A 17,812-nucleotide genomic window follows, 5' to 3' on the forward strand; every position below is an offset into this window, starting at 1 on the left:
CACGCGGGGCCGGCACTGCGCGGACAGGCCGTGGCGGGAGCGTGGCAGTGCGAACGCACGCGAAAGCGAGGCCTGTCCGAGACGGTTAAGGGCTCGGAGGGCCCTGGAAGAGAACGCGGAGTGAGTGTGCGGCGATCAGCCCAGGGCCGGACGCACCAGCCAAGGCCTGACAACGAAGGCAGGACCCCACGCACCCATCAGGGCGGGGGTCATGTTGAGCAGGGCGTGTGGCATGGCACCGACGCTAGCGCAATCTCGACGGAGCCTGTATCGGATTTCCGCCAGCCCGCTCTTATGTTGCATGAGCGAACGTCACCAACCGGCGCCGAAGCACACCAGCGGCGCCAGGTCCTCCTCGGCCTTGGCCGCGCTCTCGATTGCGGCCGCCAGCGCGGCGGCCGGTGACTCACCATCTCGCAGTGCCGCGTGGTGGGCCGGACCGACCTGGTAAGCGACCGCGTCGGCGATCCGCGCGACGCCGGCCACGACACTCCCCGCGCCGCCGTGCAGCAGTGCGGCGGTCATCCCCAGCGTCTCCTCGCCCGGCCGAGGCCGGGCGAGGCCCAACTCGCACGCCGACAGCACGATGTGCGCCGGCAGCCTCGGCAGCTGATGCAGCTCGTGGCCGAAGAGCGGCCCGTCGGCCAGCTCCAGGTGGGAGAAGAGCGGGTTGTCCGGCTCGTGCACACCGTGCGCGGCCACGTGCAGCACGTCCGCGGTGCGCGCCGCGTCGCGTACCCCCGCTGTGGTGGACTCCGCCGGCGAGTGCACCGACCACACCTCCGCGACCAGCCGCACCTCCTCCGCGGCCCGGGCCACCCGCGGGCCCGCGGCCAGCGCCAGCGTCGGCCGCGTCGGCAGCGCGGCCCGGTCGCGAGCGGCCAGCCACGCGGTCGCCGACGCCACGACCGCCAGCGGGCGCCCGCGCAGGGCTGGCAGGAGCGTCCACGGCACGGCCACGAGCCCGGCTGCCGGCGCCAGCAGCAGCGGCCCGTCGGCCAGGTGCCGCCGCAGCGGGTGCCAGAGCAGCTCGTCGAGGCGCTGCAGTGACCGCCGGCTCGCCGCCCGCACGCTGAGCCGCATCGGCTCCGGCAGGTTGAGCGTGGCGAGCGCGTCGAGGTCGGCGCGGACCCGGTGGAGCAGCTCGATGGCGGGCGCCGCCGGACCGAGATCGAGCAGTGCGCGCCGGCGCGGCCCGGCCACGAGCGCGTGCAGCCGGCCGCCCGAGAGAAGGTGCGCCACGTAGGTGGCGTCCGCGACCGCGAGCTGGTCCTGCACCTCGCCGAGCGGTGCGGGCGCGAGCGTCTGTCCCGGGCCCGGCGTGTACCAGGAGCGCTGCCGGATCAGCCGCTCCAGCTGGGCGCATCGGGTGCGCAACGCGGGCACGGGGTGGCCGGCGAGCACGGCGCCGCGCAGCTCGACGCGGAGGTGGCGCAGCTCCTCCAGCATGCCCGCGGCCTCGGGGTCGGTCGGCGGCACCACGGGAGGCAGGCGCGTGGAGAGTGCGCGGGCCCGCTCGGCCCAGCCGAAGACCGTCGCCGGCCGGCCGGTCGCCAGCGCGCGGGCCAGCCCCTGCTCGGCGAGGCGCCGGCCGTGGCCGCTGACCGCCGTCTGCAGGTCGAGGCTGCCGAACGACGCCTGGTACCGGTGCAGGTCGGCGAGCGCGGCCCGCAGCTCGGCATCGGCCCGCCCCGGCAGGCCCTGCGCGTCGGCCAGCCTGGCCCGCACCGACCGCGCGGCGAGTCGCGTCGCGATCGGGTCGTCGCGGCGCAGGTTGATGGCGCCAGCGGCGGCGACCCGGATCTCCTCGACGCTCCCTTGTGGACGGATGGCGAGCAGCGCCGCGATCCCGGTCAGCGTGGCCCGGCGCGCCTCGTCGTCGAGGCCCGCACTGGCCAGCTCGGCGGCCACCCGGGCGGCGTCGCCGGCGACCGACCGCATCCCGCGCCCCCGCTCCACGGCGGCCGCGAGGGCGATGTGCTGCGCGAGCAGCGTCCACGCGTCGGCACCGCGGGCGGCGAAGCGCTTGCGGGCCCGCTCGGCGAGCCGCCGCGCGTCCGGGTACCGCTCCTCCAGCAGCGCGACCTGCGCCCGGGCCAGCTCGGCCTCGGCCTGGTCCTGTGGCGCCCGAGCGCCGCGAAACAGGTCGACCGCGTGGGCGAGGTCGTCGTCGGCCTCCCGCCACAGGCCGGCCGCGAGCAGCACCTGCGCGCGGTCGATGTAGTAGACCGCCGCATACATCGGGGACTGGCTGCTCAGCGTGGACTGGACGGTGTCCATCTCGCGCAGGGCCCGGGGCAGCGCGCCGGAAAGCAGGTAGAGGTAGCCGAGGTTGTGCGCCGCCTTGGCCGCGAGCATGTCCAGGCCGTGCCGGCCGGCGACGTCGATGCACCGGCGGAAGTCGGCCCGCGCCGCGGCCAGCACACCCCGCTGCATGTGCAGGATGCCCCGGTTGAGCAGCGGCCGGCAGATGTCTTCGGGCTCCGACTCGTCCAGCAGGCTCACCGCCGCGTCGAGCGCGGCCAGCGCGTCGGGCGACCGCCCGGCACGCATGTAGAGGAGCCCTCGCTGCGCGGCGACCATGCCGCGCAGGCGCGCCGGCAGGTCGACCACCTCGTCGGCCTCACCGAGCAGGGCGAGCCCTTCGTCGAGGCTGTGCCGCTCGGCCTGGTGGTAGGCGAGGCTGATCAGGATCCGGGCGCGCAGGCCGGGCTCGGGGTCGCGGCGCAGCGCGGTGTGCAGCAACCGCCGAGCTGCGGCGTGCCGTCCGCGCTCGGTTTCCCGTACGGACTGGGCGTGCAGCTCGGCGGCGCTGGCAACGGGCACGCCCCATCATGGCACGGCGACCCGCGACCCCGACTCGACCGATGATCCGGGGTTGTCGGTGCTCCCCTTCGCTTACGGCTGCTGCGGGTGCAGCGACTCGATCGCCCGCTTCATGCGCTTGACCGGGTCGCTCTCGCTCATCATCAGCGACGCGACCCCGTTGGAGGCGATCAGCGCCTTGGCGATGCGGCCGGCCAGGATCGGCGCGGCGAACGAGGTGCCGCTGGAGATCGCGAACCCGCCGCCGAAGTCGTCCGGGTCGATGTTTTCCCGGCTCACCCCGGCAAACGGGTCCGTGTACGCCGCGCCGGCACCCATCGCGTGGTCGAACCTCGGCATCGTGCTCACCACGGCAGCGCCCGGCGCCCAGTGGTGGACCCACTGCCCGGTGTTGCTGAACAGCGCGATCGTGCCGTTGGGGTTGAGCGCGCCCACACTGGACACCGGCACGACGGGGGTGTCGACGCCCTGGGGCGGCGCCGCGTACGCCGCGGGGAACATCGGCCGCGCTGTCGCGTCGTTGCCGGCCGCGGCCACGACGGCCACACCGAGCTCGGCGAGGTCGCGGATCTCCTCGTAGAGCAGCGACATGTACGCGTCGTCGTCCGCTGACTCGTGGTAGAAGCCCAGCGAAAGCGAGATCACGTCGATCGCCTGGCCACCCGCCTCGCCGGCGGCAAACTTGCGGGCCAGCTCCTTGAGCGCCTGCAGGGCCGCGAGCAGCTCGGACTCGACGATCACGCCGTCGGAGTGGATCACCCGGACCGGCAGGATGTCGGCGTCCGGGCAGGTCTGCCGGACCAGCCCGCAGATGAACGTGCCGTGCCCGGCCAGCGGGTCGCGCATGCCGTCGAGCGGCCCGACCACGTCGCCGGTCGTGTCCAGCGCCGTGCCCGTGTCGCCACCGCCGAGCGCGTTGATCGGCGTCAGCATGCCGTCGGTGAACCAGTCGTGCTCCCCGCAACCCGTGTCGAGGACGGCGACCACCGGACGCCGCGGCGCCACGGTCGCCTGCCGTGCCGGGATCGGCAGCACAAGGTTGACCGGTTGGGTGGCGCCGAAGCCGAGCATGCCGTACTGCGCGACGGGGCCGAACGGGAACGCCGAGTGGTAAGGGAAGGCGGAGTGGTACGGGAACGCGGAGTGGTAGGGAAACGCCGAGTGGTACGGGAACGCCGAGTGGTACGGGCTGGCGGTGATCGGCGCGGTGGTCGCGAACATCAGGTGGTCGAGGCCGGCGCCGAGCGTGCGCAGCCGGCCGGAGTCCTTGGCACGCAGCGCCTGCAGCATGCGCCACGCGTCGGGCGTCGCCGGACCGCCGTTGCCCGGCGTGAGGCGCATGCAGCGGTCACCCTCGGCCGGGTCGTCGAGCCGGAGCTGGAGCCCCGCCGCCACCTCGTTGAGCACGCGGCGGTGGTCGCTCACGCCCTGGCGGCGCATCAGCAGCCGGTTGGCGACGTAGACGGTGGACTGAAGTCGCTGGTCGGGCAGCACCTGGGCCGCGACGGGGTCGAGGGCCCGTGCGCCGTACGCCGCGAGGAGCGCCGGCGGCGGTGTCGGGACATGGTTGTTGCTGGCCACGATTAACTCCCACGGAAGAGGTCGGGGCTAAAGCTGCACCGGCGGTGTCACCACCGGGCGGTGCAGGGAGACCGTCGCCCCGGTCGTCGGATGGATCATGATCTGCACCAGGCCGGACGGCACCTCCGCGAAAGCGAACCGCCCGTCGTCGTCGGCCTGGGTCTCGTGCACACCTCGCGGAGTGCGCAGCTCGACCCGCAGCGCGCCGCCTGGTGCGATCCAACCGTCGATTCGGCGCCGCTGCGGTCCCGAATCCGACACGGTCACCATCACAGTGAGGCTTTCCGCCGAAAAGGTGACCGTCGACGCGGTCTCCGGGCCACGCGCACCAGCCGGCTGGAGAGCCTCTTGCAGCCGCATGAGCTCGAATTCCAGGTCTTCCAACCGCAGCGTGAAAAGCACGCGGTCGGCCAGGTCCACGGGCGGCGGATCCAATGTGTCGTACATGTCATGGACCGCACGCAACAGCGTCAGGTCGTCAGTCACGCCGGTCACTCCACTCCGGATCGGCGGCCAGCAGGCCGCGTAGCTTGTCGAGGCAGCGCCCCCGGGTCGGACCGATGCTGCCCACCGCGATCCCCAGCTCGGTGGAGAGCGAGGCGTAGTCCGGCCGGTCCTCGAACGCGATCACCCGCAGCAGCCGCCGGCAACGCTCGGGCAGCTCCGCGATGTGGCGCCACAGGGTGTGGGCGGTGCGCTCGGCCAGCACCGTGGTGTCCGGCCCGCCCACCGGGGGTAGCGCCGCGTCGAGGGTCTGCGGCTCCGCCACGTCCACCCGCTTGCCGGCACGGGCGGTGCGCCACGCCTCGCGGCGCGCGGTGGTCGTCGTCCACCGGAGCACCGCCTGCGGGTCGCGCACCGAGTCCACATTGCGCACCAGGGCCAGCCAGGTCGTCTGCACCACGTCTTCGGCCGACTCACGATCGAGCCCATAAGCCCGGACAAGGTGCCACAACACCGGCGTCAGCAGCCGGACCAGCCGGTCCAGCGCCGCCGGGTCACCGGCCCGCCACGCGGCGAACTCGCGCGCTGCCACCTCCCAGGAGGTCGTGCCGACACCGGTGTCGTCAGAAGTCGCCGATGTCATCGCACCTCCCTCTTACCCGTCGCCTGCCGCCAGGGCAGGGCCTGACCTGCACCCCAACACACTGCGCCATCGTAGGTGGATTTCGATATCACCCAGGCGACAGTGCGCCGCGCACAAGGGAGGAGGTGATCAAAGTCGCGCTGATACCTCGGCGACAAAAGAAATTATCCGTGTATCACGGGCGCTCTTGGACGCTCCTCTACCCGGACTTCACAGAGCCGCGAGGTGCATGGGGGTGCACCGAGCGGCCCGCTCCCCCTCTGGGGCTGGGGGAGGGACGGCGGGGGTGCTTCCCGGGGGATGCACCCCCGCTGCGTTCCCTCAGATCCGCGACACCTGCCGGCTGATGGCCACGGGCGCCGGCCAGGGACGGGTGATCTCCTCGGCGACCGCCGACGAGCCCACGATCGGAATCACCCGGTTGACCCGGGTGGCGCGCAGCGTGCGGCGGACCACCGCGTTCGGATTGCAGATGACCAGCTGCCCGCCGCGGGCGCGGACGCGCAGGTGCACAGCGACAAGCACCCGGACCCCCGCGGCGGACAGGAAGTCGACTCCCCCGAGGTCGACCCGCAAGGGCGCCGGGGTGGGCGGCAAGGCCCACAACAGCGCCCGGAACTCGTCCACGTTTGCTATGTCGATCTCACCGCTGACGCGTACGTCCGTCCCCCTCGCACCGGCGGTGACCTCGGCCTTCAACTGGTGCTGACTTTCCCCCATGACCACGAGCCTAGGGAGGCGAACGGCTCGCGACGACCTACCGGATGTGGAATGTCGGGCACACTTGCTACGACCAAAGTCGTAGGGGATCACTCGGTCCCGGGGTGGACGACCCCGGTCTCGTACGCGTAGACCACCACCTGCACCCTGTCGCGCAGCGCCAGCTTTGTCAGGATCCTCCCCACATGTGTCTTGACCGTCGCCTCCGATACGACAAGCGACTGCGCGATCTCCGCGTTCGAGTGGCCGCGCGCGACCTCGACGAGCACCTCCCGTTCCCGATCGGTGAGCTGGCCCAGCCGCTCGTCGGTGGGTGACCGCCCGGTCGCCGGGTCGGGCAGGTGCCCGGCGAACGCGTCGATCAACCGGCGGGTCACGCTCGGCGCGACCACCGCGTCACCGCCCGCAACCGACCGGATGCCGCTGATCAGGTCGGCGGGCGGCACGTCCTTGAGCAGGAAGCCGCTCGCACCGGCACGCAGCGCGGCGTACACGTACTCGTCGAGGTTGAACGTGGTGAGCACCAGGACCCGCGCCGCGGAGCCGGACTCGACGATCCGCCGCGTCGCCTCGATGCCGTCGGTGCCCGGCATGCGCACGTCCATCAGCACCACATCCGGCGCCAGCGCCCGGGTCATCGCGGCGGCCTGCGCGCCGTCGCCAGCCTCACCGACCACCTCCAGGTCGGGCTGGGTCGAAAGCACCATGCGGAAGCCAAGACGCAGCAGCGCCTGGTCGTCGGCGAGGAGGATGCGGATCGTCACGCCGACCCCCCGTCGTCGAAGCGCAGCCGCGCGTGCACCCGCCACCCGCGCGCGCCTTCGCGGGGCCCGGCCGTCACCTCGCCACCGTACGCGGCGGACCGCTCCGCCATCCCGGTCAGGCCGTGACCACCGCCGGCCGCCGGCGCGGGCACCCGCCGCCCACCGTCGTCGACGACCTCCACCTCGGCCCCGCCGTCGCCGTACCGGAGTCGGACCTGCGCGCTCGCCTCCGCCCCGGCGTGCTTGAGCGTGTTTGTCAGCGCCTCCTGCACGATGCGGTACACGGCCACACCCGCGCCCCCACCCCACTCCCCCGGCACCCCGTCGACGGTCAGCACGACCCGCACACCCGCCGCGCGCACCCGCTCGACAAGCGCGTCGATGCCGTCCAGCCCCGGCTGTGGCGCGCGCCCGGCGCCCTCCTCCCGGAGCAGGCCGAGCACGCGGCGCATCTCGCCCAGCGCCTCCCGCCCGGTGGCGGCGACCATGTGCATGGTGCCCGCGGCCTGCTCGGGCGCGGCGGCAGCGGTGAGCGCGGCGCCGTCGGCGAGCGCGACCATCACGGCCAGGTTGTGCGCCACGATGTCGTGCATGTCGCGGGCGATCCGGGCCCGCTCGGCGGCCACGGCGATCTGGGCCTGCTGGTCCCGCTCACGCTCCAGCCGCCGCGCCCGCTCCTCGAGCTCCTCCATGTACGCCCGGCGGGTGCGCACCGCGATTCCCAGCAGTACCGTGGCGGCGAGCACCGACGTGACGAACCCCAGCGCCGTCCAATGTGGACCATCGGCGACAAACACCACGAGCGCCGGCACCTCGATCGCCGCGACGATCGCGACGAGCTGCCGGCGCGGGCCGTACCGCGCCGCGGTGTAGACGGCCACCGTGACGACCGACTCCGGGTACAGCCCCTCGACGCGTACGCCGACGATCGCGCCGGCCAGGATCGCCAGTGCGAACACAGCCCAGAAGACCCCGACCGGCCAACGCCGCCGCCACGCGATGGGCGCGTGCACGGCGACGAACCAGATCCACTCGTCGGCGCCCGCCCCGCGGAGCACCGCCGGCCCGGTGAAGAGGGCAAGCAGGACGGCGAGGCCGGCGTCGACCAGGCGCGGGTGCCGCGCCAGCACGGTCCGCAGGGTCCCCATGGCGGAAGGTTATGCGTCCCGGCGCAGCAGTAGGGCGACTCCACCCGCGAGAAGGAGCGCGGACCACCCCACCATGACGGCCGCCGAGGCGCCCGGCGCGAGCGTCTCGAACGGCTGCCCACCCCCGTCGATGCTGTACATGGCCTGGCCGGCGACCGTGGGCACGTACTTCATCACGTCCTTCTCCATCTCGCCGGGCAGCACCGGACCGAGCAGCACCGGGATGACGAAAAGCGCGGCGACCAGCGTGGTGATCGCGCCGGCCGTGTGCCGCACCGCCGTGCCGACGCCGAGGCCGAGCAGACCCACCAGCACCGGGGCGAGCGTCGCGCCCACGATCGCGCGGGGCACGCCGGCGTCACCCAGCGAGGCGCCGTGCTCACCGAGAAACGCCTGGCAGGCCAGAAACGAGCCGAGTGCCGTCACGGCCATCACCGGCAGCGTGACCGCCACCTGCACCACCGCCTTGGCCGCCGTCACGGGCCACCGCCTCGGCACGGCGGTGAGGGTGGCACGGATGAGGCCACTGCCGTACTCGCCGGTCATCTGGAGCACGCCGAACACGCCGAAGACCAGGACGAAGAAGTCGATCGGCAGGAACGCGGCGCCGACCACCTCGGGCAGCGCGGGTGGCGGGTCTCCGCCCTCGACCGCGTGGCGCACCCCGTACCCGATCGCGCCCGCGATGCCGACCGCGAGCACCGCCGACGTGCCGAGCGTGACCCAGGTGGAACGGAGCGAGACGAGCTTGGTCCACTCCGCCCGCACGACGCGTGGAAACGTGATCACGCGAACTCCACCGCCTCCCGGGTCAGGTCCATGTAGGCCTCTTCCAGCGACGCGCGGCGCGGCGTCAGCTCGTGCAGCGCGATCCCGTGGCGCCGGGCCAGGTCGCCGATCTCCGCGGCGCTCGCGCCGCTGACCTGGAGCAGGCCCGGCTCCGCGCTGGTCACCGCCGCGCGGCCGGCAACCAGCGCGTCGCGGAGGGCGGTGGCTTCGGGGGTACGGACGAGCACGCTGCCGACCGCCACCCGCGCGATGAGCTCCGCCACGGTGGTGTCGGCGAGCAGCCGCCCCCGACCGATGATCACCAGATGCTCGGCGGTCACCGCCATCTCGCTCATGAGGTGGCTGGAGACGAGGACCGTGCGCCCTTCGGCGGCCAGCCCTTTGAGCAGGTTGCGGATCCAGAGCACACCGTCGGGGTCGAGCCCGTTGACCGGCTCGTCGAGGATCACCGCGGCCGGGTCGCCGAGCAGCGCTGCCGCGATTCCGAGCCGCTGCCCCATACCGAGTGAGAAGCCACCGGCCCGCCGCCGGGCGACCGCCTCCAGCCCGACCGCCGCCAGCACCTCGTCCACCCGCGCGGCCGGGATGCCGTGTGTCTGTGCGAGCGCGAGCAGGTGGCTGCGCGCCGTACGTCCCTTGTGGACGGACTTGGCGTCGAGCAGCGCACCCACCTGCCGCAGCGGGGCGGTGTGCTCCCGGTAGGCCCGGCCGTTGACGGTGGCGACACCGCCGGTCGGCCGGTCCAGCCCCACGATCATGCGCATGGTGGTGGACTTGCCGGCGCCATTGGGGCCGAGAAAGCCGGTCACCTGGCCCGGCTTGACCGTGAACGAGAGCTCGTCGACGGCGAGCTTGTCGCCGAAGCGCTTGCTCAGCGCGTGTACCTCAATCATGGTCCTGACGCTAGGCTCGCGCGCCCGCCGCGCCGACCGCCTGCGGCGTGATCCCGCCGCGTGCGGGCGTCAGCCTCAGGTCTGACCCACTCCTCCCGGAGGCTGATCCGCGCCCACGATCTCGTCGATCAGCCCGTACTCCATCGCCTGCTCGGCGGTGAGCATCCGGCCGGCGGACAGATCGTCCTCGATCCGGCTGCGCGGCTGCCCGGTCGCCGTGGCGATCCGCACGGCCAACTCCTCCAGCTCGCGCAGGTACTGCCCCGCCGCCGCGGCCACCTCGTCGGCGGTGCCGCTGACCGTGGCGGAGCGCGGCTCGCTGAGGCGGATGCGCGAGTGCCGGTACGCCAGCCGCCGCGCCGACGCCGCGAGCACCCCCACGGCCGCGCCGCCGGTGAGGCTGGTGACCACCGCGTGCACCGGCGCGCCCATCGTGTCGATCACGTCGATCAGACCGAACGCGGCGGCCAGGTCGCCGTCGGGCGTGGCCAGCTGCAGCCGCACCGGCTCGCTGCCGAGCGCGTCCAGCGTCATCAGCGCGGCAGCCGCGCGGGTGGCGGCGCTGTCGTTGAGCGGACCGGTGACCACGACCATCCGCTGGTCGAAGAGGCGCTCCTGCAGCCACGGCGGCACGCCCTCGCCGGCCGGCACCTCGGGTGGCAGCGGCGGCTGGCCGGGCGAGCCGGGTCCGAGCGGCGGGTGCCACGGCCGGAGCGGATCGTGTCGCAGGTCCATGAGGGGCCTTCCTGATCGCTTGCCGCGACCGTAACCCCTCAGGCCACCGTGACCGGACGCTTTTCGCGCAGGGCGATATCGCCCGCTTCCAGAACGGCCACGACCTCCCGCCCGAAGCCGACGTCGCACGGATCGGGGCCGCCCCGCAGCAGCCGGTCGATCGCCGCGCCGAAGGCCGACACCGCGCTGCCCTCCGGTACCGGCATCGACACGACACCGTGCTCGCCGTAGAAGTCGGTGTCGCGCAGCATCGCACCGACCGGCGCGTCAAGCGTCAGGGACGCGGTCGTGACCGGGCCACCGGTGTGCCGCAGCGTCAGGTGGGTCGTGTCGCGCGGGCCGGCAACCGCGCTCACCTCGGCGACCGGCCCGAGCACCGGCAGCACCACGGAGAGCACGTGCGGGCCGATGTCCCACAGCGCGCCGCGCTCGCGCCGCCAGGCCGAGGCGCCGTACGGGCTGCCGGGCTGGAAGATCGAGGCGAACTGGGTCACCCGCGCGCCGAGCCACCCGCCGGTCGCGGCCGTCTCCTCGACGAACCGCACGATGTTGTCCCGGAAACGGTTGGTGAAGAAGACCACCGAGGAGAGGTCGCGCTCGCGGACCGCCGCGACGATCCGGTCGGCCGAGGCGGTGTCGACAGCCACCGGCTTGTCCAGCAGCAGGTGCTTGCCCGCGGTGGCCGCTCGCAGGGCCAGCTCGGCCTGCACGTGCGGCGGCAGCGCGATCGACACGGCGTCCACTTCGGACAGCAGGGCGTCGAGGTCGGTGTACGGGGTGGCGCCGTACCGCCCGGCGAGCGCCGCCGCCTTCGCGCCGTCACGGCCCCACACCGCCACGAGCTCCGCGCCCGGGTGTGCGGCAAGCGCCGCGCCCTGTGTCTCCGCCGCCCAGTGACCGGTGCCGAGCAGCCCGAATCTCATGCCCACATGATCACACTACGGGCTCCCGCGCGGCGGGCGGCCGGAGCGCCGCGGCTGTGCCCGCCACGAAGAGTGCGAGCACGACCGGGATGCCCAGCGCGACCGGCAGGCTCGTCACCTCCGCCACGCCGCCGATCAGCACCGGGCCGGTGAGGAAGCCGGCGTACCCCATGCTGGCCACGCGGGCCAGCGCCCGGCCGGCGCGGGCCGGGTTGCGGTTGCCGGCGGCCGAGAAGACCTGCGGCGCGATGCAGGACAGGCCGGCGCCCAGGCACCCGAACCCGATCACGCCGGCGACCGGGTGGCCGATGAGCAGCGCGACGCCGAGGCCGGTGGCGGCGAGCAGGCCGCAGCCGCGCACCAGGCGGACCGGGCCGAGCGCCGCGGCGAGCCGGTCGCCGACCAGCCGGCCACCGGTCATGCCGATCGAAAACGCCGCGTACGCCGCGGCGGCGAAGCCTGGCGAGCTGCCCAGGCTCTCGCGCAGGTAGACAGTGCTCCAGTCGGCCGCGGCGCCCTCGCCGACGAGGCAGCAGTACGCGAGCACGCCGAGGAACAGCACGCCGGACATCGGCCCCGTGCCCGAACCGCCGGACGCTGCCTGCGGGGCCGGCCCGCCGAGCGACGGCGCCCGCCACGCCACCGACCAGGCCGCCAGCGCCGCGGCCAGTGCTCCCACCGCCAGGAACGTGACGTCCGGTGCCACGCCGCCGTACGCGAAGAGGCCGCCGATCGCCGCGCCGAGGAAACCGCCGACGCTGTACACGGCGTGGAAGGAGGACATGATCGGGCGACCCCAGGCCCGCTCGACCTCGACCGCGCTCGCGTTCATCGCGATGTTGAGCGAGCCGTGGATAGTGCCGAAGAGGAAGAGCGCGGCGGCCAGCAGCACGAGGTCGCCGGCGAGCGCGGGCAGCACGAGCGCCGCACCCTCGGCGAACGCCACCGGCGTCGTGACCCGCTGGCTCCCCCAGCGGTCGACCACCCGGCCCATCGCCTGCATGCCGGTGATCGCACCGGCCGCGAAGACCAGCAGGCCCACGCTGAGCTGCCCGTCGCTGAGCGAGAGGTCCTGCTTGATCGCCGGGATGCGCGCGGTCCAGGTGCCCAGCGCGGTGCCGAAGAGCAGGAAGAGCAGCGACGTCGAGACCCGTGCCCGGCGGAGCGCGGCACGGTCCTCGGTCAATGTCATAGGGCAGGCTAGCGCTTGACGCCGGCTCTACTTGCCCTTGCCGGCCTTGCGCTTGCGGGTCTTGCCCTTGCGCTTGCCGGTGAACCGCTGGGTGACCAGCAGCGCCTCGTGCGCCTCGGCAGCGGCGGCGCGCGCCTCGCCGGCCATCGCCCGCGACTGCGCCTCCGCGTCCCACAGCGCCTCGGCCGCCTGCCGGGCGACGAGGGCTGCCCGCTCGTACGCCCGCCGCGCGGCGAGCTCCTCGGCCCGCAGGTGGTCGGCGCGCCGCTCGCGCTCCTCGACGTCGGGGTCCCAGTCGCCGGCCTGGCGCCACACCGCGCGCAGCTCGTCGACCGACAGCTCACCGCGCCGGTACGCCGCGAGCGCGGCCCGCGAGACGTCGCGCTGGCGCTCGGTGTCGGCGCCCTCGACGTCGCCCGCCGCGACAAGCTCCAGATCGACCGTGGCCGGCACGTCCTGCCCCGCTCGCTCGGTGCGCGCGGCCTGCGCCTCCCGCCAGGCACCCTGGTACGCGAAGCCGGCCTCCTCCTGCGCCCGCCACGCCTCCTCGCGGTCCGCCTCGGCATTGGCCAGCCGCTCGCGCGCCTCGATCGCGGCCGCGGCGGCCAGCCCGGCCACCGCGTGGGCGTGGCCGGCGTGCCTGGCCAGCTCGCGGGCTGCGGCGCTGAGCTTGGCGGGGTCGGGGCGCGGCTGGCGGCGCGGGCGCTCGGCGATCGCGGCCAGGACCAGCATCCCGAACACGACAGAGCCAGCGATCACCATCAGCGCGGAAACGGCGGTCAACTCCACGAGGGCCTCCCCGGTGACCATCGACCAACGTCAACTATAGGCGCCGGGTGCCCGATCCGTCACCGCACAGCCGGTCCGACATTGGCCCACCACACCCCTACTACCGCCGTTAGTAGAGTGTCGGCGTGAACGACATCCTCGGGTGGATCGTGACGGTCGCCGCACTGGCCGTCGCGCTGTTCTGTCTCGTCGCGGCGATCCGTGACCGGCCGCCCCACGTCAGCCACTTCGCCGGGGTGGCACTTGTCGAGGTGGCCGCGCTCGTGCTGACGGTGGTGGCCGTGATCGCGATGATCGGCGGCGAGCACCCCACCGAGGTGGGCACGTTCGTCGGCTACCTCTTCACGTTCCTGGCGCTGCCGCCCGTCGCCATCGCGCTGGCCCGGCTGGAGCCGACCCGCTGGGGTTCGGTGATCCTCACCGTGGCCATGCTCGTGATGCCGGTGCTCGTCGCGCGGCTCAACCAGATCTGGGAGGCCACCGGTGCGTGACCGGCTCAACTCGGGGCCAGGCCTGGTCCTCGTGATCGTGTACGGCATCTTCGCGCTCTCCGCCGGCGCCCGCGCCGCGGTCCAGATCGCCACAAAGTTCGACGAAGCGCCCGAGGCGTACCTGCTCTCCGCCTTCGCCGCCCTGATCTACCTGGTCGCGACCATCGGCCTGGCCCGCGGCGGCACATTCGGCCGCCGCCTGGCCCTGGTCTGCTGCTCGGTGGAGCTGATCGGCGTGCTCGTGGTGGGCACGCTGAGCATCGTGGACAAAGACGCCTTTCCGGACGACTCAGTCTGGTCGGTCTACGGCCGCGGGTACGGCTTCGTCCCGCTCATCCTCCCGCTCGTCGGCCTCTACTGGCTGCGCCGCACTAGTCGCGAGGACCGCCGGCAACGTAGATGACCTGACCGGTGACGAACGAGGCGCCTTCGCTCGCCAGGTACGACACCGTGTGCGCGACGTCGTCCGGGGTGCCGTTGCGGCGCACCGGCGTCTCCGCCGCGCGGGCCGCCTGAAACTCCGCGAAGTCGACACCCAGGCGGGCGGCCGTGGAGGCGGTCATCTCGGTGACGATGAAGCCGGGCGCGACCGCGTTGGCCGTCACGCCGAACGGGCCGAGCTCGATCGCGAGCGTCTTGGTGAAGCCCTGCATGCCGGCCTTCGCGGCCGCGTAGTTGGCCTGGCCCCGGTTGCCCAGCGCGGACGTGCTGGACAGGTTGACGACGCGGCCCCACTTCGCGGCGACCATGTGTGCCTGCGCCGCCCGGCTGAAGAGGAACGCACCGCGCAGGTGCACCGACAGCACCGTGTCCCAGTCGTCGTCGGACATCTTGAAGAGCAGGTTGTCGCGGAGCACACCGGCGTTGTTGACCAGTACGGTCGGCGGCCCCAGCTCCGCCACGACACGCTCGACGGCCGCGTCCACCTGGGCCCGGTCGGCCACGTCGGCACCGATCGCGAGCGCCCGCCCGCCGGCCGCCGCGATGCTGTCCACGGTCGCCTTGCCGGCCGCCTCGTCCAGGTCGACCACGGCTACCGCCATGCCGTCCGCGGCCAGCCGCTTGGCCGTGGCCGCCCCAATCCCGCGTGCCGCACCGGTCACGATCGCGATTCGCTGCTCAGTCATGCCGGCAGACTACCGGGCAGTAACCCGGATGACGTCGCGCGGGGGCGTTCCGTAGATGCGGGCACTACGTATCGTGTCGAGAGCGGGACATCGGAGTCCACGTGCACTCTGCGATCATTCGGGGCGGCAAGCGGGGACTTCTTGGGGGAGGTGCCATGGCGACGATCTATGACGTCGCTCGGCGGGCGGAGGTGTCACCGGCGACGGTGTCCCGGGTGGCCAACGGACACGCCAATGTGGACCCGGCGCTCGCGGAGCGGGTCCGAAACGCCATGCGCGAGCTGGCGTACCGGCCGAATGCGGTCGCCCGCAACCTGCGGCGCAGCCGTACGACGCTGTGGGCGGTCATCATCTCGGACATCGGAAACCCGTTCTTCACCTCGTTGGTGCGGGGCGTGGAAGACGTGGCACAGCGAGCCGGCTACTCGGTGGTGCTCTGCAACAGTGACGAGGACCCCGGCAAGGAGGGGCAGTACGTCGACGCCGCGCTCGCCGAGCAGATGGCCGGCGTGATCATTTCTCCGGCCGGCAAGGCCAACCACGTCAACCGGCTGGTCGACGCGCGCGTGCCGGTCGTGGTGATCGACCGCCAGCAGAGCGGCGCACACGTCGACACGGTCCTGGTCGACAACGAGCAGGGCGCGTACCTCGCCACGACGCACCTCATCGAGTCCGGCTACCAGCGGATCGCCTGCGTCAGCGGGCCCCTCGGCGTCTTCACGGCCACGCGGCGGCTGCGCGGCTACCGGCGGGCGCTGGAGGAGCACGGAAGGTCGTACCAGGACGAGCTCGTGCGGCACGGCGACTTCCGGGAGGAAGGCGGCTACCGGGCGATGGCCTCGCTGCTCGGGCTGCGGCCCAGGCCTGACGCGCTGTTCGTGGCCAACAACCTGATGACCATCGGCGCGGTGGAGTGCCTGGTCGACAGCCGGGTCACGATGGCGGGTGAGATGGGCGTGGTCGGCTTCGACGACGTGCCCTGGGCCCACCTCGTCCGCCCCTCGCTGACCACGGTCGCCCAGCCGACGTACGAGCTGGGTCGCGAGGCGGCCAGCCTCCTCACGCAGCGGATCGCCGACCCCGAGCGGCCGCCGACCACGATCACGCTGGAGACCAAGCTCCAGATCCGGGACAGCTCACTGCGCCAGCCGCAGCGCTGAGGGGCGCCCGGCGAGCCGGGCGCCCCTCGGATCAGTCTCGCTAGAACCCGGCGGTGATCCGGGTGAACTCCCAGTCAGACTGCGCGATGCCGCTGCAGTTGGAGACCACGCCGCCGCCGGGGCAGGGCCGGTCCCGGTTGACCGCCCAGAAGGCGAGCCGCGCCAGGCCGCGCGCCTTGGCCCAGTCGCGGATCTGCGTCCAGGTCGCCGGGGTGGTCAGCTCCTGCTGGTCGGAAAGGCCGTTCATGCCGGAGATGCCCATGTGGCTGTAGGCGACCGCGTCGCTCCAGCCGAAGGCGGACTTCAGCGCGTTCTTGAGCCCTTCCGAGGCGTTGACGGTGCTCTGGTACATGTTCGCGCCGCCGCTGAAGTCGAACGGCATGATCGTGAACACGTCGATGTTCGCCTGCAGCGCCGCCGCCTGGTTGATCAGCCGGATGCCGGTCGCCGACGGCCCGCTCGTGGTCGTACCGAACGTGATGATCGTCTTGATGCCCGGGTTGTTCTGCTTGACGATCTTCATCGCGTTCAGGATGCGGTCCTGCACCGTCGTGTTCTCAAACTCGTCGAAGTTTTCGATGTCGACGTCGATCGCCTTCAGGCTGAACGTGTTGATCACCTGCTGGTACGCGGCCGCCAGCGCCTGCGGCGTCGAGCAGTTCGGCCCGAGCTTGTTGCCGCTCCAGCCGCCGATCGACGGGATCACGTCACCACCGGCCGCCCGGATCGCGGCGATCGTGCTGGCGTGCGTGCCGCCGGTCAGCGGGCCGCCGTCCCAGCCGGGCGTGCAGCCGCCGGCGGAGAGGATGAACGCCATCGTGAACCAGCGGATCCCGGTCGCGCTCATCACTGTGGACGGTGCCGGCGGGTTGCCCCATCCCGGGTAGATGTACGGCGCCGCCGCCATCGGGCCGCCGCCGCTCGGGCAGCCGGTGGTGGTCGCCGACACCGCGGCGGAACGGGCCGACTCGCCGGAGGAGTTGTACGCCGCGACCGTGTAGCTGTGCGACGTGCAGGCGCCGAGCCCGGAGATCGTGGTCGAGGTGCCGGTGACCGCGGCCCGCAGGGTGGAACCCTCGTACACGCGGTAGCCGCTGACCGTGCCGGACGAGGCGTTCCAGGCCAGCGAGATCGCGGACGCCGTCGTGCCGGTGACCCGGAAGTTGCCCGGTGTGCCGGGCGCGCCGGGGTTGGTCGGTCCGCCGCCGGAGCAGGACGTGCCGTTGACCGTGCAGTTGGTCGGGTCGCCGTTGCCGGTGACGATGAAGCCGAACGACGCGGTGCCGTTGGGTCCCAGCGTCCCGTTCCACGACCGGTTCGTGAAGGTGTGGTGCTGCCCGGACGAGGTGAGCAGGGCGTCCCAGTAGGTGCCCATCGTGCTGCCCGACGGCAGGTCGAACTGCACGTTCCAGCTGGTGATCGTCGACGAGGTGTTGTTGGTGACGGTGATCTTTGCTTCGTAGCCGGTACCCCAGCTCGACGTGCGCGCGAAGGTCGCGGTCGCGGCGGAGGCGGGAGAGGCGACCGCGACGGCGGCGGCACCGGCCACCACCGACATGGCGACGAGGGTCAGGAGTCTTCTCACTG

Annotated in this window: 18 protein-coding genes; 3 read left to right on the plus strand and 15 right to left on the minus strand. The window is 73.0% G+C overall.

Going from position 1 to position 17,812, the window contains the following annotated elements:
* Nucleotides 1–312 precede the first annotated feature (312 nt).
* The 13 genes from Phou_RS13255 to Phou_RS13315 form a co-directional block, all read right to left on the minus strand.
* The gene (locus Phou_RS13255; protein ID WP_173056330.1) at nucleotides 313–2,826 is read right to left on the minus strand and encodes a CHAT domain-containing protein; all 2,514 of its coding nucleotides are present in this window, start codon (nucleotides 2,824–2,826) and stop codon (nucleotides 313–315) included.
* Between the two features lie 72 nt (nucleotides 2,827–2,898).
* Nucleotides 2,899–4,407 carry a S8 family peptidase gene (locus Phou_RS13260; protein ID WP_173056331.1) on the minus strand — a complete coding sequence of 503 codons (1,509 nt, stop codon included), beginning with the start codon at nucleotides 4,405–4,407 and terminating at the stop codon, nucleotides 2,899–2,901.
* A gap of 27 nt (nucleotides 4,408–4,434) precedes the next feature.
* Nucleotides 4,435–4,893 (minus strand): hypothetical protein, encoded by a 459-nt coding sequence (locus Phou_RS13265; RefSeq protein ID WP_173056332.1) that lies wholly within the window; start codon nucleotides 4,891–4,893, stop codon nucleotides 4,435–4,437.
* The gene (locus Phou_RS13270) at nucleotides 4,886–5,494 is read right to left on the minus strand and encodes an RNA polymerase sigma factor (RefSeq protein WP_173056333.1); all 609 of its coding nucleotides are present in this window, start codon (nucleotides 5,492–5,494) and stop codon (nucleotides 4,886–4,888) included. The genes Phou_RS13265 and Phou_RS13270 overlap by 8 nt, the downstream gene beginning before the upstream one ends.
* A 321-nt stretch (nucleotides 5,495–5,815) precedes the next feature.
* Complete coding sequence (locus Phou_RS13275; RefSeq protein WP_173056334.1) at nucleotides 5,816–6,214, minus strand: STAS domain-containing protein; 399 nt, start codon at nucleotides 6,212–6,214, stop codon at nucleotides 5,816–5,818.
* A gap of 89 nt (nucleotides 6,215–6,303) precedes the next feature.
* Nucleotides 6,304–6,978 carry a response regulator gene (locus Phou_RS13280; RefSeq protein ID WP_173056335.1) on the minus strand — a complete coding sequence of 225 codons (675 nt, stop codon included), beginning with the start codon at nucleotides 6,976–6,978 and terminating at the stop codon, nucleotides 6,304–6,306.
* Nucleotides 6,975–8,126, minus strand: coding sequence for a sensor histidine kinase (locus tag Phou_RS13285; RefSeq protein WP_173056336.1), 1,152 nt, complete (start codon nucleotides 8,124–8,126; stop codon nucleotides 6,975–6,977). Before Phou_RS13285 ends, Phou_RS13280 begins: the two co-directional genes overlap by 4 nt.
* Before the next feature lie 9 nt (nucleotides 8,127–8,135).
* The gene (locus Phou_RS13290) at nucleotides 8,136–8,915 is read right to left on the minus strand and encodes an ABC transporter permease subunit (protein WP_173056337.1); all 780 of its coding nucleotides are present in this window, start codon (nucleotides 8,913–8,915) and stop codon (nucleotides 8,136–8,138) included.
* Nucleotides 8,912–9,808, minus strand: a complete 897-nt coding sequence (locus tag Phou_RS13295; RefSeq protein ID WP_173056338.1) for an ABC transporter ATP-binding protein — start codon at nucleotides 9,806–9,808, stop codon at nucleotides 8,912–8,914. Before Phou_RS13295 ends, Phou_RS13290 begins: the two co-directional genes overlap by 4 nt.
* Before the next feature lie 75 nt (nucleotides 9,809–9,883).
* Nucleotides 9,884–10,543, minus strand: coding sequence for an ATP-dependent Clp protease proteolytic subunit (locus tag Phou_RS13300; protein ID WP_173056339.1), 660 nt, complete (start codon nucleotides 10,541–10,543; stop codon nucleotides 9,884–9,886).
* A 38-nt stretch (nucleotides 10,544–10,581) separates the two neighbouring features.
* Nucleotides 10,582–11,466, minus strand: a complete 885-nt coding sequence (locus Phou_RS13305; protein ID WP_173056340.1) for a Gfo/Idh/MocA family protein — start codon at nucleotides 11,464–11,466, stop codon at nucleotides 10,582–10,584.
* Between the two features lie 10 nt (nucleotides 11,467–11,476).
* Entirely contained in the window at nucleotides 11,477–12,652 is a 1,176-nt protein-coding gene (locus Phou_RS13310) for an MFS transporter (RefSeq protein WP_246273525.1), read from the minus strand.
* 33 nt (nucleotides 12,653–12,685) lie between these two features.
* A complete protein-coding gene (locus Phou_RS13315; RefSeq protein WP_173056342.1) occupies nucleotides 12,686–13,447 on the minus strand; it encodes a hypothetical protein in 762 nt (253 codons plus the stop codon).
* Between the two features lie 125 nt (nucleotides 13,448–13,572).
* Here Phou_RS13315 and Phou_RS13320 point away from each other — a divergent pair, with 125 nt between their 5' ends.
* Nucleotides 13,573–13,938 carry a hypothetical protein gene (locus tag Phou_RS13320; protein ID WP_173056343.1) on the plus strand — a complete coding sequence of 122 codons (366 nt, stop codon included), beginning with the start codon at nucleotides 13,573–13,575 and terminating at the stop codon, nucleotides 13,936–13,938.
* Nucleotides 13,931–14,341 carry a hypothetical protein gene (locus tag Phou_RS13325; protein WP_173056344.1) on the plus strand — a complete coding sequence of 137 codons (411 nt, stop codon included), beginning with the start codon at nucleotides 13,931–13,933 and terminating at the stop codon, nucleotides 14,339–14,341. Before Phou_RS13320 ends, Phou_RS13325 begins: the two co-directional genes overlap by 8 nt.
* Here Phou_RS13325 and fabG read toward each other — a convergent pair.
* The gene (fabG, locus tag Phou_RS13330; RefSeq protein WP_173056345.1) at nucleotides 14,310–15,065 is read right to left on the minus strand and encodes a 3-oxoacyl-ACP reductase FabG; all 756 of its coding nucleotides are present in this window, start codon (nucleotides 15,063–15,065) and stop codon (nucleotides 14,310–14,312) included. The genes Phou_RS13325 and fabG overlap by 32 nt on opposite strands.
* 155 nt (nucleotides 15,066–15,220) lie before the next feature.
* Here fabG and Phou_RS13335 point away from each other — a divergent pair, with 155 nt between their 5' ends.
* Entirely contained in the window at nucleotides 15,221–16,225 is a 1,005-nt protein-coding gene (locus Phou_RS13335; RefSeq protein ID WP_173056346.1) for a LacI family DNA-binding transcriptional regulator, read from the plus strand.
* A gap of 40 nt (nucleotides 16,226–16,265) precedes the next feature.
* Here the strand turns inward: Phou_RS13335 and Phou_RS13340 are convergent, their stop codons facing one another.
* Nucleotides 16,266–17,810, minus strand: coding sequence for a cellulose binding domain-containing protein (locus Phou_RS13340; RefSeq protein ID WP_246273526.1), 1,545 nt, complete (start codon nucleotides 17,808–17,810; stop codon nucleotides 16,266–16,268).
* Nucleotides 17,811–17,812 lie beyond the last annotated feature (2 nt).

This window comes from Phytohabitans houttuyneae (assembly GCF_011764425.1).
GTDB lineage: Bacteria > Actinomycetota > Actinomycetes > Mycobacteriales > Micromonosporaceae > Phytohabitans > Phytohabitans houttuyneae.